The 17445-nt window shown below is 66.5% G+C and carries 10 protein-coding genes; 8 read left to right on the forward strand and 2 right to left on the reverse strand.

Annotated features, from left to right (window positions below; all coding sequences use genetic code 11):
- Window positions 1–150 precede the first annotated feature (150 nt).
- The 5 genes from ACSQ3Y_RS19385 (at window position 151) to ACSQ3Y_RS19405 (ending at window position 7161) form a co-directional block, all read left to right on the forward strand.
- Window positions 151–2712, forward strand: a complete 2562-nt coding sequence (locus ACSQ3Y_RS19385; protein WP_436178533.1) for a PAS domain S-box protein — start codon at window positions 151–153, stop codon at window positions 2710–2712.
- Complete coding sequence (locus ACSQ3Y_RS19390) at window positions 2709–3335, forward strand: response regulator transcription factor (RefSeq protein ID WP_007848524.1); 627 nt, start codon at window positions 2709–2711, stop codon at window positions 3333–3335. Before ACSQ3Y_RS19385 ends, ACSQ3Y_RS19390 begins: the two co-directional genes overlap by 4 nt.
- 187 nt (window positions 3336–3522) lie before the next feature.
- A complete protein-coding gene (gene folD, locus ACSQ3Y_RS19395) occupies window positions 3523–4377 on the forward strand; it encodes a bifunctional methylenetetrahydrofolate dehydrogenase/methenyltetrahydrofolate cyclohydrolase FolD (protein ID WP_057267648.1) in 855 nt (284 codons plus the stop codon).
- A 41-nt stretch (window positions 4378–4418) separates the two neighbouring features.
- A complete protein-coding gene (locus ACSQ3Y_RS19400; RefSeq protein ID WP_436178534.1) occupies window positions 4419–6464 on the forward strand; it encodes a M3 family metallopeptidase in 2046 nt (681 codons plus the stop codon).
- Window positions 6465–6501: 37 nt separating this feature from the next.
- Entirely contained in the window at window positions 6502–7161 is a 660-nt protein-coding gene (locus tag ACSQ3Y_RS19405) for a glutaredoxin domain-containing protein (RefSeq protein WP_436178535.1), read from the forward strand.
- 103 nt (window positions 7162–7264) lie between these two features.
- Here ACSQ3Y_RS19405 and rpiA read toward each other — a convergent pair whose 3' ends face one another.
- Entirely contained in the window at window positions 7265–7954 is a 690-nt protein-coding gene (rpiA, locus tag ACSQ3Y_RS19410) for a ribose-5-phosphate isomerase RpiA (RefSeq protein WP_057267652.1), read from the reverse strand.
- Window positions 7955–8001: 47 nt separating this feature from the next.
- Here rpiA and ACSQ3Y_RS19415 point away from each other — a divergent pair, with 47 nt between their 5' ends.
- The gene (locus tag ACSQ3Y_RS19415) at window positions 8002–9057 is read left to right on the forward strand and encodes a quinone-dependent dihydroorotate dehydrogenase (protein ID WP_057267654.1); all 1056 of its coding nucleotides are present in this window, start codon (window positions 8002–8004) and stop codon (window positions 9055–9057) included.
- Between the two features lie 184 nt (window positions 9058–9241).
- Complete coding sequence (locus tag ACSQ3Y_RS19420; RefSeq protein WP_057267656.1) at window positions 9242–9892, forward strand: response regulator; 651 nt, start codon at window positions 9242–9244, stop codon at window positions 9890–9892.
- Window positions 9893–10019: 127 nt separating this feature from the next.
- Here the strand turns inward: ACSQ3Y_RS19420 and ACSQ3Y_RS19425 are convergent, their stop codons facing one another.
- The gene (locus ACSQ3Y_RS19425) at window positions 10020–11849 is read right to left on the reverse strand and encodes an ATP-binding response regulator (RefSeq protein ID WP_436178536.1); all 1830 of its coding nucleotides are present in this window, start codon (window positions 11847–11849) and stop codon (window positions 10020–10022) included.
- Window positions 11850–11860: 11 nt separating this feature from the next.
- Between ACSQ3Y_RS19425 and ACSQ3Y_RS19430 the strand changes: the two genes are divergently transcribed.
- On the forward strand, window positions 11861–17428 hold the full coding sequence (locus ACSQ3Y_RS19430) for an alpha/beta fold hydrolase (RefSeq protein WP_436178537.1): 5568 nt from the start codon (window positions 11861–11863) through the stop codon (window positions 17426–17428).
- Window positions 17429–17445: the final 17 nt, after the last annotated feature.

The following is a 17445-nucleotide window of genomic DNA, read 5'->3' on the forward strand; positions in this document are numbered from 1 at the left end:
ATCATATTATGAGAATTTGCTGCAAACGCACAAGAACGAGCGTTCGCAAATGATCCCCAGCCTGTCCGAAAAACACACTGCAAGGGATCGTGGACAGGTTTGTCCCTGCTGTCCGTTACCAGGTGTGCGCCTCCTCTACACTTGAGGGACATGCATCCCACCGACCCAGCGCCCCCCACCACGGTTTCGCCCATCGCGGCCCCTGCGCGCTGGTGGCGCAAGTGGTGGCGCAGCCTCTCGCCCACCCGGCAGGACCGGTTTGCTGCACTTGCGCCGCTGGCGGCGGTGCTGATGTTCCTGGCGGCCATCGTGGCCGCCTTCTGGTACCTGCGCGCCGAAGAGGCCGAGCGCGAGCAGGAAGCCCTGCGCCGTGACGTGGAATACGCCCAGCAGCGGGTGCGCCTGCGCCTCTTGGAGCGGCAGGAGCAACTGATGCGCATTGCGCGCGACCTGTCCAACCAGGAGCTCGAAAAATCCGAGTTCGTGAGCCGGGCCGAGACGCTGATCAGCCAATACCCCGAGCTGCAGGCCATCACCTGGATCGACGAGCGCCGCCGCATCCGCGCCAGCCACGCGGCACCCACCCTGGCCAGCAGCGAGCTGCGCATTGCCGGCGAGGTGCTCAAGGCCGGCGACACGGCCGACACCTATGGCTTGGCGCGCGACCTGCAGCAGCCCGTGTATGCCCAGCCGGCCGCAACGGCGGGCGACATCACTCCCCTGCTGCAACTGCAGGTGCCACTGAACAACCAGGGCAAGTTCAGCGGCGTGGTGCTGGGCGAATACTCCATCGACAGCCTGCTGCGCTACGGCACGCCCACCGAGGTGCTGGCGCGCTACGCCGTGACGCTGCTGGACAGCAAGAACCAGGTGCTTGCCGGCACCCCTCTGGGCCCGCGCAACCCGGCCACGCAGTTGCTGCCCTGGAGCCCGCGCGCCAATGAGTACGAGGTGCCAGTCTCGCCCGTGGGCAACGGGCTGGTGCTGCGCGCCCAGGCCTACCGCACCTCGCTGGGGGTGGTGGGCAGCGGCCTGTTCTGGCTGGTGGGCACGCTCAGCGCCATGACGGCCTGGATGCTGATCGCCACCTGGCGCCACACGCGCCGGCGCATGCAGGCCCAGCAGGCCCTGGTGGCCGAAACCAATTTCCGCCGGGCGATGGAGAACTCCATCCTCACCGGCATGCGCGCGCTGGACATGGAGGGCCGCATCACCTACGTGAACGCCGCCTTCTGCCAGATGACGGGCTGGAGCGAGGCCGAGCTGGTGGGCCTGAAGGCGCCCTTCCCCTACTGGCCCGACTCGGACCACGAGGCCCTGCACGCCAAGCTGCGCGACGAACTGAGCGGCAAGACCATCGTCGGCGGCTTCCAGGTGCGGGTGCGGCGCAAGAGCGGCACGCTGTTCGATGCACGCCTGTACGTATCGCCACTGATCGACGCCCACGGCCACCAGACCGGCTGGATGACGTCGATGACCGACATCACCGAGCCCAACCGGGTGCGCGAGCAGCTCTCGGCGTCGCACGAGCGCTTCACCATCGTGCTCGAATCGCTCGATGCCTCGGTGTCCGTGGCGCCGCTGGGCAGCGAGGAACTGCTGTTTGCCAACAAGCTGTACCGCCAATGGTTCGGCTCGCAGACCGGCGGCCACCTGCAGCTGGTGGCCCAGGCCGGCGTGGTGCCGGTGGCGGGCAGCACTTCGACGGGCGTGGACGACGAGGACGGCCTGATGGGCCTGCCGACCGACACGCTGACCAGCGCCCGCACCGAAAACGCCGAGATCTACCTGCCCGACCTGGGCAAGTGGCTGGAGGTGCGCTCGCGCTACCTGAACTGGGTGGACGGGCGCCTGGCACAAATGGTGATCGCCACCGACATCACCCCGCGCCGCCAGGCTGAAGAGCAGGCTTCGCGCCAGGCCGAGCGGGCGCAGTCCGTCAGCCGCCTGATCACCATGGGCGAGATGGCGTCCAGCGTGGCGCACGAGCTCAACCAGCCGCTCACGGCCATCAACAACTACTGCAGCGGCATGGTCTCGCGCATCCAGAGCGGGCAGCTGACCGAGGAAGCCCTGCTCACCGCCCTGCAGAAGACCGCCCACCAGGCGCAGCGCGCCGGACAGATCATCCAGCGCATCCGCGCCTTCGTGAAGAAGAGCGAGCCCAACCGGGCCCTGGCCGATGTGCACTCGATGGTGACCGAGGCCGTGGAGCTGGCCGACATCGAGCTGCGCCGCCACCATGTGCGCCTGACGCTGTACATCGCCGCGCGCCTGCCGCCCGTGATGGCCGACACCATCCTCATCGAGCAGGTGCTGGTGAACCTGATGAAGAACGGCGCCGAGGCCATACAGCACGCCAACCGCCCGACGGCGGGCCGCAGCGTGGAGCTGCGCGTGGTGCCCAAGACCATCGAGGAGCGCGAGGTGGTCGAATTTTCGGTGCTGGACACCGGCAAGGGCCTGGCGCCCGAGGTGCTGGAGCGCCTGTTCGAGGCCTTCTTCTCCACCAAGCAGGAAGGCATGGGCATGGGCCTCAATCTGTGCCGCAGCATCGTCGAGTCGCACCACGGCCGGATGCAGGCGGAGAACATCTACAATGGTTCAGACGTCACGGGCTGCAGGTTCTCCTTCTGGTTGCCGCTTGCCAAGCCTGCCGATGACACTACAAATTCTGTAGCAAACGCACATACTCCAAGGACAATTGCATGAGCTTGATTCCGAAAAAAGGCACCGTATACGTCGTGGACGATGACGAAGCGGTCCGCGACTCCCTGCAATGGCTGCTGGAAGGCAAGGACTACCGGGTGCGCTGCTTTGATTCGGCCGAGACCTTCCTGTCGCGCTACGACCCCCGCGAAGTGGCCTGCCTGATCGTGGACATCCGCATGGGCGGAATGACCGGCCTGGAGCTGCAGGACCGCCTGATCGAGCGCAAGTCGCCCCTGCCCATCGTCTTCATCACCGGCCACGGCGACGTGCCCATGGCCGTGAACACCATGAAGAAGGGCGCGCTCGACTTCATCCAGAAGCCCTTTGACGAGGAAGAGCTGGTCGGCCTGGTCGAGCGCATGCTGGACCACGCCCGCGAGGCCTTTGCCGGCTACCAGCAGGCCGCCAGCCGCGACGCCCTGCTGTCCAAGCTCACCAGCCGCGAGGCACAGGTGCTCGAGCGCATCGTCGCCGGCCGACTGAACAAGCAGATCGCCGACGACCTTGGCATCAGCATCAAGACGGTGGAGGCGCACCGCGCCAACATCATGGAAAAGCTCAACGCCAACACCGTGGCCGACCTGCTCAAGATCGCCCTCGGCCAAAATGCCCCCAAGGGCTGACACGTATTTGCCTGCAAGCAGCTAACGTCGTTGGTGAGCCTTGCCGTGCCATAGCACTGTCTGCGGCTCCCCGCCTAGTTATCCGCTTGCATGCAAATCCGTAGAAGTCATTGTTCCAACAGGCCAACAGAGCCTGGCACTTAGACCCATCAGAGCGCCTGTTGCTCTTTTTGACCGTATTCCAGCCATGACAGCCCACATCATCGACGGCACCGCCCTCTCCCGCCAACTGCGCAGCGAAGTCGCCCAGCGCGCAGCCGCGCTTACCGCGCGCGGCCACCAGCCCGGCCTGGCCGTGATACTGGTGGGTGAAGACCCGGCCTCGGCCGTCTATGTGCGCAACAAGGTCAAGGCCTGCGAAGACAGCGGCGTGCGCTCGATCTTCGAGAAGTACGAGGCCACGCTGAGCGAGGCCGACCTGCTGGCCCGCATCGCCGCGCTGAATGCCGACCCGAGCGTGCACGGCATCCTGGTGCAGATGCCCCTGCCCAAGCACATCGACCCGCACAAGGTGATCGAGGCGATTTCCACCGCCAAGGACGTGGATGGCTACTCGGTGCTGTCGGCCGGCGAGCTGATGGCCGGGCTGGAGGGCTTTCGTCCCTGCACACCTTATGGCAGCATGAAACTGATCGAATCCACCGGCCAGTCGCTCAAGGGCAAGCATGCCGTGGTGATCGGGCGCAGCAACACCGTGGGCAAGCCCATGGCCCTGCTGCTGCTGCAGGCCAATGCCACCGTGACCGTGACGCACAGCGGCACGCCCGACCTGGCCTACCACACGCGCCAGGCCGACGTGGTGGTGGCGGCCGTGGGCCGCGCCAACACGCTCACGGCCGACATGGTCAAGCCCGGTGCCATCGTGATCGACGTGGGCATCAACCGCAACGCCGAAGGCAAGCTCTGCGGCGACGTGGACTTCGAGGGCGTCAAGGAAGTGGCCGGCTGGATCACCCCCGTGCCTGGCGGGGTTGGCCCGATGACCATTACCATGCTGCTGGTGAACACCATCGAGGCGGCCGAGCGCACGGCTGCACGGTAAAAAACCCTTGAACCAACGCCCCGAGGCGCCATCTACACCGCATGAGCAACGCCCTTCTCGAATTTTCCGGCCTTCCCCAGTTTGACCGCATCACGCCAGGCGACGTCGCACCAGCCGTCGACGTGCTGCTCGAACGTGCCAACGTGGCGCTGGAGACGGTGACTGCCCCCGGCTTCCCCGCCCGCTGGGACGCCATCGCCCAGGTGCTGGACGTGGCCACCGAACAACTGGGCACGGCCTGGGGTGCGGTGAGCCACCTCAACAGCGTGGCCGACACGCCCGAATTGCGCGCCGCCTACAACGCCGCCCTGCCGCGCGTGACCGAGTACTGGACGCGCCTGGGCGCCGACGAGCGCCTGTACGCCAAGTACAAGGCCATCGACCCCGCCGCGCTGAGCGTGGAGCAGCGCCAGGCACACAAGAATGCCGTGCGCAACTTCGTGCTCAGCGGTGCGGAGCTGGCCGGCCCGGCCAAGGAGCGCTTTGCCCAGATCCAGGAGCGCCAGGCCGAGCTGAGCCAGAAGTTCAGCGAGAACGCGCTGGATGCTACCGACGCCTTTGCCTACTATGCCACCGACGCCGAGGTGGACGGCGTGCCGGCCGACGTGCTGCAGGCCGCGCGCGAGGCCGCCCAGGCCGAGGGCAAGGACGGCTACAAGCTCACACTGAAGATGCCGTGCTACCTGCCGGTGATGCAGTTCGCCCACCACAGCGCACTGCGTGAAAAGCTCTACCGCGCCTACGTGACCCGCGCCTCCGACCAGGCCGAGGGCGATGCCCGCAAGTACGACAACACGGCGTTGATCGGCGAGATCCTGGCGTTGCGCAAGGAAGAGGCACAGCTGCTGGGCTACGCCAACTTCGGCGAAGTCTCGGTAGTGGCCAAGATGGCCGATTCTCCCGCCGAGGTGGTCACCTTCCTGCGCGACCTGGCGCACCGCGCCCGCCCCTATGCCGAAAAGGACGTGGCCGACCTGCGCGCCTTTGCCTCGGCCAGCCTGGGCCTGGCCAACCCCCAGGCCTGGGACTGGCCCTACGTGGCCGAAAAGCTCAAGGAGGCGCGCTACGCCTTCAGCGAGCAGGAAGTCAAGCAGTACTTCACGGCGCCCAAGGTGCTGGCCGGGCTGTTCAAGATCATCGAAACGCTGTTCGAGGTGGCGATCCGCCGCGACAGCGCGCCGGTGTGGAACCCGGCCGTGGAGTTCTACCGCATCGAGCGTGGCAACACGCTGGTCGGCCAGTTCTACCTGGACCAGCCGGCCCGCACCGGCAAGCGCGGCGGTGCCTGGATGGACGACGTGCGCACCCGCTGGCTGCGCCCCGACACCGGCGTGCTGCAGACTCCGGTGGCGCACCTGGTGTGCAATTTCGCCAGCGGCGTGGACGGCAAGCCGCCCCTGCTCACGCACGATGACGTGATCACGCTGTTCCACGAATTCGGCCACGGCCTGCACCACATGCTGACCCAGGTGAACGAGCGCGACGTCTCGGGCATCGGCGGCGTGGAGTGGGATGCGGTGGAGCTGCCCAGCCAGTTCATGGAGAACTTCTGCTGGGAGTGGGATGTGCTCAAGCACATGACCGCCCATGTGGACACGGGTGAGCCCCTGCCGCGCGCGCTGTTCGACAAGATGATCGCTGCCAAGAACTTCCAGAGCGGCATGCAGACCCTGCGCCAGATCGAGTTCTCGCTGTTCGACATGCTGCTGCACACCGAGCACGATCCGGCCAAGGACATCATGCCGCTGCTGGGCCAGGTGCGCGCCGAAGTGGCGGTGCTGCAGCCGCCGGCGTTCAGCCGAACCGCGCACACTTTCAGCCACATCTTCGCGGGCGGTTATGCTGCGGGTTACTACAGCTACAAATGGGCCGAGGTGCTGAGCGCCGACGCCTATGCAGCCTTTGAAGAGACCGTGGGCAGCGATGGCCAGCCCAGCGCCGAGACCGGCCGCCGCTACCGCGAGGCGATTCTGGAAGCCGGGGGCAGCCGCCCGGCGATGGAGTCGTTCAAGGCATTCCGGGGCCGCGAACCGCGCCTGGATGCCCTGATGCGCCACCAGGGCATGGCCGAGCCGGCTGCGGCCTGACGCGTCCCACAACAAACCGACCCCGAGGAGAAAGACGATGCGCAAGAACCTGCTGTCCCTGCCAATGCTGGCCCCCATGCTGCTTGTGCTGGCCTGTGCCGGTGCCCAGGCACAAGCGGTGTACCGCATCGTCGGGCCCGATGGCAAGGTGACTTTCTCGGACCGCGCGCCAGCAGATCCCTCCGCCAGGCCCACAACCACGGGCGCAGCGCCTGCAGCCGGCAGTGCCGGCGCCGGTGCCGGGCTGCCGCTTGAACTCTCCCGGGTCGCCCAGCGCTTTCCGGTGACGCTGTACACCGGCAACGACTGCGCGCCATGTTCAAGCGCCCGCAGTTTTCTGGTCAACCGCGGCATTCCCTTCACGGAGCGGACGGTCAACAGCAATGCAGACATCGATGCTCTGCAGGCGGCCAGTGGCAGCAGCACACTGCCTTTTGGCACCATCGGCGCGCAACGGATGGCGGGCTTCTCCGAGGGGGAATGGGCGCAGTACCTGGACGTAGCCGGCTATCCCAAGCAGTCTCAATTGCCGGCAAACTACCGCCGCCCGGCAGCCACGCCATTGGTGGCTGCAGCTCCCGCCGCGCCGGCACCAGCCGCCGCGCCGGCGTCGGACGCAACGGTCTCACCCCGCGCACGCCCTGCACCTTCGACGGATGGCACCGCACCGACCAATCCTGCGGGTATCCGGTTCTGATCCAAACGCGATACCTGCACCTCAGGTAAATGGGCCGCAGCAGCGGCCCATTGGCTTTGTAGTCCGCCCCCCCGAGGAGGAGCGAAACCACCGGAAACGGGCGTCAGTAGTTCAGCGTCTTCACACCCTGCGCCGTGCCCAGCAGGCAGACCGAGGCCTTCTGGTGCGCAAACACACCCACCGTGACCACGCCGGGCCACTGGTTGACGTCGGATTCAAAGGCCAGCGGGTCGGTGATGGACAGGCCCGTGACGTCGAGGATGTGCTGGCCGTTGTCGGTGACCAGGGGCTGACCGTCTTTCTGGCGGATGGAGGCCTTGCCGCCCAGGGCCGCGAAACGGCGCGCAATGTTTTGGGACGCCATCGGAATCACCTCCACGGGCAAGGGGAACTTGCCCAGCGCTGGCACCAGCTTGGATTCGTCGGCGATGCAGACGAAGCGGCCGGCCAGCGCCGCCACGATCTTCTCGCGCGTGAGCGCGGCACCGCCGCCCTTGACCATGTGGCCCTGGCCGTCGATCTCGTCGGCGCCGTCGATGTAGACCGACAGGGCTACGACCTCGTTGGCGTCGAACACGGGAATGCCAAGGGCCTTGAGGCGCTCGGTGCTGGCCACCGAGCTCGACACGGCGCCCTTGATGTCGCCCTTCATGCTGGCCAGGGCGTCGATGAACTTGTTGACGGTGGAGCCCGTGCCCACCCCCACTATCTCGCCAGGCACCACGTATTGCAGGGCTGCCTGGCCTACGAGGGCCTTGAGTTCATCTTGGGTCAGGGGGGTGGAGGTCGTCATGGAGGAAAATCGGAGGTAATTGCGCAATTATCCCTTGTCATACCCCCATGTCCCTGATCCCCTACGCCCTCGCCCGCCCTTTCCTCTTCGGCCTGGATGCCGAAGCCGCGCATGAACTCACCATGGACATGCTGGCGCGCGGGCAGCGCACGCCGCTGCAGTGGGCCTGGTGCAATACGCGGGTGGACGACCCGGTGGAGCTGGCCGGCCTCGCCTTCCCCAACCGCGTGGGCATGGCCGCCGGGCTGGACAAGAACGCCCGCGTGATCGACGCCCTGGGCGCCATGGGCTTCGGCTTCGTGGAGGTGGGCACGGTCACCCCCAAGGCCCAGCCCGGCAACCCCAAGCCACGCATGTTCCGCCTGCCCGAGAAGCGTGCCCTCATCAACCGCCTGGGTTTCAACAACGAAGGGCTCGACGCCTTTTTGCGCAACGTGCAGCAGTCGCGCTTTCGCGACCAGCAACGCAGCGGCCCGCGCATGCTGCTGGGGCTGAACATCGGCAAGAACGCCAGCACCCCCATCGAAAACGCCACCAGCGACTACCTGACCTGCCTGGACGGCGTATACCCCCATGCCGACTACGTGACGGTGAACATCAGCTCGCCCAACACCCAGAACCTGCGCGCGCTGCAAAGCGACGAGGCGCTGGACGGCCTGCTGGGCGCCATTGCCGAGCGCCGCGAGGTGCTGGCCAGGCAGACCGGCAAGCGCACGCCCATCTTCGTGAAGATTGCCCCTGACCTGACCGAGGAGCAGGTGTCGGTGATCGCCGCCACACTGCAGCGCCACGGCATGGACGGCGTGATCGCCACCAATACCACCATCGGCCGCGATACCGTCAAGGGCCTGCGCCATGCCGAGGAGACCGGTGGCCTGAGCGGCGCGCCCGTGCTGGAGGCCAGCAACCAGGTGATACGCCAGCTGCGTGCCGCGCTGGGCAGCCGCTTCCCCATCATCGGCGTGGGCGGCGTGATGAGCGCCGAGGACGCGGTGAGCAAGGTGCGCGCAGGCGCGGACGTGGTGCAGATCTACACCGGGTTGATCTACGAAGGTCCGGCGCTCGTGACCCGGGCGGCACAGGCCATCAAGGCCATGCGCTGAAAGCAGCGCTGCTGGCGGTTAACATTCCACCAAGTGGTAAAACTTGGGATGTCGCAATGCATGGACGCCAAGACCATGGCATAGTCGGTGTGATACCAGATGTGTCAGCCGATGGCAATCCAATCCATTTTGACTGTGCATGCCGCCTTGGTGGCGTCACGGCGATGCCCCGTATTCCCATCCCATGAATGTTCTTGTCATTGACGATCACTCCCTGTTTCGAGAGGGGCTTCGCCTGCTGCTCGCCGAGCTCGGCTTCGGCATCAACACCCAGATCGCCGGCAGCTGCGAAGAAGGCCTCGAAAAATTGCGCCAGCAGCCTGCGGACATCGTGCTGCTGGACTGGCACATGGACGGCCTCTCGGGCGCCGAGGCCATGGTGGCCATCCGTGAACTGGTGCCCCAGGCACGCCAGATCGTGCTGTCGGGCGAGAAGAGCGCTGCCCTGGTCCGCACGGCCATCGACAACGGCGCGGTCGGCTTCATCGCCAAGGACTCCGAACCCGAAACCCTGCTGCTGGCTCTGAACACCATTGCCTCGGGTGGCATCTACCTGCCTGCCACCCTCCTCTCTGGGCCTGGGAGGACGGCCGCGCCCTCGGACACCAACCTGCCCAGCGATCTCACCCAGGCGTTCCCCGAGCTCACCCAGCGCCAGGGGGATGTGCTGGCCGCCATCCTGCGCGGTTTGCCGAACAAGGTGATTGCGCGCGAACTCAATATCAGCGACCAGACGGTGAAGTCACACCTGAGCGTCATATTCCGCCAATTGAACGTCCAAAGCCGCACCGAGGCCGTCTACGTCTGCGCACGACAAGGCGTGCGCATCGCCTGATACGGATTTGCCTTCAACCGTCTAACTTCGTTGGTCCGCCTTGCCGTGCTACAGCACTGTCTGCGGCCTCCCGCCTAGTTATACGATTGAATGCAAATCCGTATGAGTCCGCCCAGCAGCAGCTGCCTCAGTCGACCTGGACCGGGGCCGGAACCACGGCCTGCTCACTGAGTTCGGCCAGCCAGTCGATGAGCAGTGAGGGCAGAACCGGTTTTTGCCACATCGCAATATTGCCCAGGCGCTCGACCTCGTGGAGGTTGATGCCGGGGTCCCCGGTGATGATCGCCACCGGCAGCCTGGGCCAGCGCGAGCGCAGCCGCTGCGCCACGTCCAGGCCGGTGGCATCGCCCGCGAGCCGGTAGTCTGCGATCAGCGCATGCGGGGGCGTGGTGATCGCATTCATCGCGGCATCCGGGGGCATGCCCTCCCATTGCGTGACCTTGCAGCCCCACGACTCCAGTGCCTGCGTGGTTGCCATCCGCACCAGGGCATGGTCCTCGACGAGCCAGACTTCCACGGCTGTGGTCAACGCGGGCTGGGAGGGTGCTGAGACGGCGCCGATGCCCATGTTTTCAAAAATAGGCGCCTGGGGCAAGACGAGGGTAAACGTGGTTCCCTGGCCAGCATCGGACCGCATGCCCATTTCGAGCCCGAGCAGGTTGGCAAGGCGGCGCACGATGGCCAGGCCCAGGCCACTGCCCTGCCCCGGGTCGCGCGACGGATTGCCGACCTGGAAATACTCCTCGAAAACGCGGGCCTGCGATTCGCGGGCGATGCCGATGCCGGTATCGCGCACCTGCAGCTGCACCACGCTCTCCTGCGCCAGCACCGAGACCACCACGCCACCTTCGTTGGTGTACTTCACCGCGTTGTCCACCAGATTGCGCAGGATGCGCTCCAGCAGAAACGCGTCGCTCAGCACCCACGCTTCATCGGCCCCTTCGGCCTCCATGGAAACCCCTTTGGCGGTGCATCGCGGCTGGAACTCCTTGACCAGGTCCCGGACCATGGCGGCGATGTTCAGGGCCTGCATCTGCGGCACGATGGAGCCGGTCTCCAGCTTGGAGAGGTCGAGCAGGCCCGAGAAGAGCTTGTCCAGCGATCCCGCTGCGTCGCGGATGTGGGCGATCAGTTGCGAGGTCTGCGGCGTCTCATGGCGGTGCAACAGGGACGAGAAGACCAGCAAGGCATGCAGGGGCTGGCGCAGGTCATGGCTTGCCGCAGCAAGAAACCGCGACTTGGCGGCATTCGCTTCTTCTGCCACCTGTTTCTCCTCTCCCAACTGGCGCAGCAGATCTGCATTTTCGAAGCGGATCTGCAGCGAATCACGAAAGGCCTGCGCCGTCTGCCGCGACGAGGCGGCGATGACCAGGCCCACACCGAACAGTGCCAGCGCCAGCGGCAGGCCATTGGTGCCGCCCTGGGTAAGCCAGAAGAGCGCCGCAAAAGCGAGGTTGATCCACGCGCCCGCAATGAAGGTCGGCGGGTGCGTCGAAGCATTCACCAGCGCCCCCCCCAGGTAGATGAGTTGCAGCGCGGTGGCAAACGTGGCCGAACCTCCGGCGCTGCCATACCCGATCCACCAGACCGTCACCCCCATCAGGGTCTGGTTGGCCACGGTGATCCACCAGTGGTGGGTTTGTTGTACGGTCAGCGCTGCTGCGTCTGACGTATCAAGCGCTGCCAGCGCGCGCGCGCTGAGCACCGCATTGATCTGGGCCATGAGCAGCACTGGAAACATCCACGCCAGCACGCGCCAGACCGGGGTGGTGAAGCCAAAACAGATCGCAGCAACCACAGCCGCCACGACCACCATGCTGCGCGCTTTCACGGACTGCAGTGCGCGCAGCCGCAGCGACTCGCGCGCCATGGCTACATCCAATGGGTGATTGGCATCAACGGGAAAGGGCGGTAAAAGACGCATGTAAGTAATTGTTACCCAACAACGGATATCCACGGAAAGGCACCATGGCGACCCATTCTCGCTGGTCAGAGTCCATCGAAACGATGTTGCAGGCCCACCCGGCGCCCCAATGCGACGTGCTCATTGTCGGTTCTGGCTACGGGGGAAGCTTCGCGGCACGTGAACTGGCCGGTCCCGGCGTGGAAACCTGGGTCGTCGAGCGCGGCAAGGAATACGCCCTCGGTGAGTTCCCTGAAGACATCGGCCACCTCCCTGGCCACCTGCGGATGCAGCGCGGCGCCAGCGGAAAGGCCCTGGGCAACGCGCAGGCACTTCTCAACGTCCGCAATTTCGACGAGGTGGCGGTGCTGACCGGCAGCGGCCTGGGCGGCGGCTCCCTGGTCAACGCGGGCGTGGCCTTCAAGCCGGCGGCAAAGACCTTCGACCAGGAGCACTGGCCCAGCATGTACCGACACGGTGGCGCACGGCGGGAGGCCCTGATGGAGGCCCTGGACGAAGTCGTATCGGCGCTGCAAGCGGCACCACTGGAGCGCGCGGCAGACCTCTCCAAATTCCAGGCGCTGTCGCGCCTGGGAGGTGCGCTGCACGCAGGCGGCGCGCAGCCGGTCCCCCTCACCATCTCGAACACGCAGCACACCAACGCGCACGGGGTGGAGATGCAGGCCTGCGTGCGCTGCGGCAACTGCTTCACCGGCTGCAACATCGGCGCCAAGGGCACGCTGGCCACCAACCTCATCCCGGCGGCGCACGGTCGTGGCGCACGTTTTTTCGTCGGCGGCAACGCTTTGCGGGTGGAGCCCCTGGAGACACCCGCACGCAGTGCGAACGGGCGCAGCCTGCGTTGGCGTGTGCACTTCCAGTGTTCAACGGGCAGCCGCAACACAGCGCCCGTCGAGTTCAGCATCGACGCCCACACCGTCATCGTCAGCGCCGGCAGCCTGGGCAGCACGGAGTTGCTGCTGCGGTCCTTCCATGTACCGCACTCCGAGGCGCTGGGCTCGGCCTTTTCCACCAATGGCGACGTGGTCGCGATGGGCTGGCGACAGCACCGGGCCGTCAATGCCGTCTCGGCCCCCGAAGCGGACAGCACGGCACCCAGCCGTGACGTCGGACCGACGATCTGTGGAACGCTGCGCGTGCCGCTGGATGTGGAGGGCGTAGGGCAGGAAATCCTGGTGCAGGACGGCGCCATCCCTTCTGCGCTCGCCCAGGCCACGAGCACACTGGGCCACGCGCTGTCGACCCTGCACCGCTATGTGCACGATGTGGACGCGCGGTTTCCAGGCACCGACGACCCCTTGGCCCTTCCACGTGGGGCGGCGCGGCACGCGCAATTGCTGTTGGCCATGGGCCATGACGCATCGAACGGGACCATCTCCCTGCGCCCGCCCTCCGGTACCAGCCCCGGGGATCCAGACACCCTGGAACTGGATGTCAGGTGGCCCTCCAGCAGCTCCAGCGCCACAGCAGGGCATGCCGACTACTACCAGGCTGTGCACCGGGCATTCAGCCAGGCGCATGCGGCCGGCGGCTTCGATGGGGGCGACTACCTCCCCAACCCCTTGTGGCACCCGACACCCGAGGGGTTTTCCGACATCATCGCAGGCGGCCAGGGAGAAAAATCGATCACGGTCCACCCGCTCGGCGGTTGCCCCATGGGCGACGATGGCACGCAAGGGGCCGTCGACTGGCGCGGTGCAGTGTTCAAGGGCCGGGGGAATGAAGTCCACGCGGGCCTGCATGTGTTGGACGGAGCCATCGTTCCGCGCGCCCTGGGTGTCAATCCGTTCGTCACGATCTCCGCCCTGTCCATGCTCGCGGCCCGGGACATCGCCAGCGGGCTGGCGCAACCGAACGCGGACAGCGCAGCGCCTGTTGCGGCGGCACAGGGCTCCAGGTCGCAGCCCCGTGTGGCAGATGCTGGACAGAAAGCATCCGACACAGGGGTGGTGCTTTTTCGCATCCACGAGCACCTGCTGGGCAGCACCGACAAAGCCCACCTGCCCGACTGGGCCCAGCGGCTCCTGTCCCGGCACGACACACCGCTGCCCCCTGGGGCGGCCACGCAGCCGCGCGCGTTCATCGCAGCCGTCGAGGTCACAGTCGACCTGCACCAATGGCTGGCCAACCCCTCGACCCCATGGGATGCCTCGTTGGCGATCTATGCCAACCCCATCCCCGGCTGGCCGGCAATCCACGCCGACGCCTTGAAGGGCGAACCCCTGCTGCGCGGCACGGGGCAAGTGTCGCTGCTCGCGCTCGAGCATGCCGGCTTCCTGCGCCGGGCCTGGCGCGGCGTGCTCGCATTCAGCGCCTACCTGAAACGCCGGCCCGGCGGCATTTCCCAGTATGTGGGCCCCGGCTGGCGCAAAAAGCTGCTCGCCTTGGCCCGTGCCGGCTGGCTGCATACCCACTACCGCACGCTCGACTACCACTTCACGCTGGTGCCGCAAGGCGAAGCCATGGCGGTCGTCGCCCAGGGCCGCAAACTCTTGGCCTACCGCAACGGCGCGCGCACGCTGTGGGACGCCCTCACGATGCTGGACCTGGACCTCAGGTGGCAGGACAAGGCGCCCTGGAAGATGGCGCTGCGCGTCGATCTGGCAGACCTCGTGAGCCGGCTGCGGCTGCAGGTCCGTGAAGCATCGAGCACGCCGGCCACCATCGTCGCGCTGGTGTCGTTCGCCTCCCTGTGGCTGCGCGCGGTGATGCAGACGCACTTCTGGTCGCTGCGCGGCCTGGACTACGCGAAGTACACGCGCCCTGCGCTGCCGCCGCATCCTTCGCTGAAAACAGCCGGGGGCGTTGATGTCCGGCCGCAGGCCGAGGTGCTGAAGGTGGCGCGCCGCAGCGGAGAAACGGACCAGATCGACCTGCAGCTGACGGTCTACCGCCACCCTCAGGGCGAGCGGCACGTCCTCTTTATCCACGGGCTCGCCCACGGCAGCGGCGTGTATGCGACCGACACCGTGGACACCAACCTGGCCGGCCACTTCCTGCGCGAGGGCTATACCGTCTGGCTGCTGGACAACCGCATGTCCAACCGCCTGGGCTACGCGCGCGATGCGCACACCATGGACGACATCGCGCACACCGACATTCCGGCAGCCATCAACCGCGTCCATGCCCAGGCAGGCGGCCAGCCCATCGACGTATTCGCGCACTGCGTGGGCGCGGGCGCCTTCGCCATGGCGGCGCTGCAGGCGCGCTTTGACACCGCCAAGGTGCGCGCGGCCATCATCCATGCGGTGCACCCCTGGGTGGTGCCGTCCGTGTCCAACCGGTTCTCGGGAGCGCTGGCCGCGCTCTACCGCAACCTGCTCACGGGCCGCGAACTGATCGACCCCCTCCCCCCGGCCAAGCCGGGTGCAGCAGATGAACTGCTGGACCGGTTCGCGGCCACCCTGGCCTGGTCGGATGAAGAGCGCAGCCTGCACGAAGCGCACCGCGACTCGCCTGGCGCAGGGTGCGCCATCTGCAACCGGATGACCGCTTTCTACGGGCGCGAGTGGGTGCATGCCAATCTGGATCCGCGCACGCATGAGCGGCTGGGCGAACTCGTGGGGGCGGCGGGGGTCGAGGTGTTCCGCCAGCTGTACTTCATCGTGCTGCGCGAGCGGCTCACCAACCGCGATGGGGAGAACAGCTACCTCCTGGAAGACAACTTCCTCAGGAACTGGCGCTTTCCCACGCTGTTCGTACACGGCCTGGACAACCAGGTGTTCGATCCGCGCGGAGCGGCACGCACCTGGAACCGGTTGCGCAGGGTCTTCGCGCACCAGCCCGGGCCGGTGGTCCGCACCTTCATCCGCAAGGGCTACGGTCACATGGATTTTCTGTTCGGCAAACATGCCCATACGGACATTTACCCGCATCTCACAGACTTTCTGGAGAATCCCGCCGCGTTCAAGGACATCGCCGATGGCTGCCACATCGACCCCGACCTGCCATGCCCGGATGGTCAGTCCAGCGACACGGATCTGGCCGACCGGGACTTCATCGCACCCATCCGGCCACTGACCGGCCCCATGCTGCAGACGGAACGCGAACCGCACGGGAAGCGCCGGCTGGTGGTCTGGGTGGAACAGTATTTCGACACCACCAGCACACCGATGGTGCCGGAGGTCCGGATCGGCGGCGCGCTGTGCGACTCGGTAGAGGTGAAAGGATTTCCCGGCGTGCTGGAACCCAGCTCCCCACCGGCCCTGCCAAGCCCCCCGCCCACCGGGCAGGGCTACTACTGGACCTGTGTAGTCGAGGAAAGCGAGAAGCTGCGGTTTGCCGATCTGCCGCAGATCAGCCTCACGCTGCGCTGCAGTCCACAGGAATCGAGCACGGCCCGGCCCATGGAAACCGACGGCCCGCCGCCGGGCGCTGCGCCAAGCATGTCGCTGCCCATCGTTCTCGATCTGGCCGAGCTGCCCTGGTGGCAGCGCTGGACCGCAGATGACCAGGCGCACGCCAGCACCAGTTTCCTGGCCACCTCCTGCCGCTGGCCGGGCCTGGCCTTCGAGCGCCGCGCGATCGACGCGCTGGCCGGCGACATGGAGCAGCACATCGCCCACACCCCAGCGCCTGTGCAGGCCCTGCTGCTGCTGGGCGACCAGATCTATGCCGATGCCACGGCCAATATTGCAGAAACCACGGAGCGCGATGAGCGCGGCGCACAGCGCTACCGTGAGAGCTGGGGCAGCGCTGCCACGCGGCAATTGTTCGCGCGCCTGCCCGTCTGGCTGGTGGTGGACGACCATGAGTTCGAGGACAACCTCGATGGGGCGGACAGTGCCACGGCGGACTCCCTGCGTGGGCAGCGTTTCTACAGCGGTTTCCTGGCGGCCACGGCCTACCAGTCACGCTTTCACCGCAAGGAGCTGCCCAGGCTGTCCCTGACCCCCCAGGGATGGACCGTGGAACACGGCCTGTGGCATGCGTTCGAGGTCGGCGGCATACCCGCCTTCGCCGCCGATACGCGCACCGAACGCGCACCCCGCACGCTGCACGACTGGAAAGGTGTGCCCATCATGCGCGAAGAGCAGATGCAGGCCATCGAAGGCTGGCTGCTGGCCCACCCCAAGGGGCCCAAGCTGCTGTGCAGCGGCAGCGTCTTCGCCCTGCCCGAGAACCGTTTCGTTGCCGAACCGGCGACCTGCATCGCTGCGGACAACTGGCTCGGCTATCCGGCCAGCTGGCGCAGGCTGGTGCGGTTCATTGTCGAGAACGACGTCGAGGGGCTGATCTTCGTGGCTGGCGACTACCACCTGAGCGCCCTGGTCGAGCTCGAACTCACAAGCCAGGGCAAGTCCGCGACTGCGCTCAATCTCGTGTGCTCGGCGTGGAATGCCAGCCTGCCCTTCGCCAACGCGCAGCAAGCCGATTTCACCTTCGACACACCGGTGCGCGCGCCAGGCAGCGACGCGGATGCAGCCGTGGTTTCCACCGCGCGCTTCGCGTCAGGTGCCCTGCGGCAGTTCTCCAAGATCACGATCACACAAGACCCTGCGGCCAGCGGCACCGCAACCGTCGCCATGGGCATTTACGAGCCTGGCAATGTCCTGGTCAAGGAACTGCAGGCGCAACTGGCTGTCGGGAGTGTCTCCCCCACTTTTCGCTAGCGTGCGAAAGAGCCCCG

The sequence above is a fragment of the Acidovorax sp. LjRoot66 genome (genome assembly GCF_964253305.1).
Classification (GTDB): domain Bacteria; phylum Pseudomonadota; class Gammaproteobacteria; order Burkholderiales; family Burkholderiaceae_C; genus Acidovorax.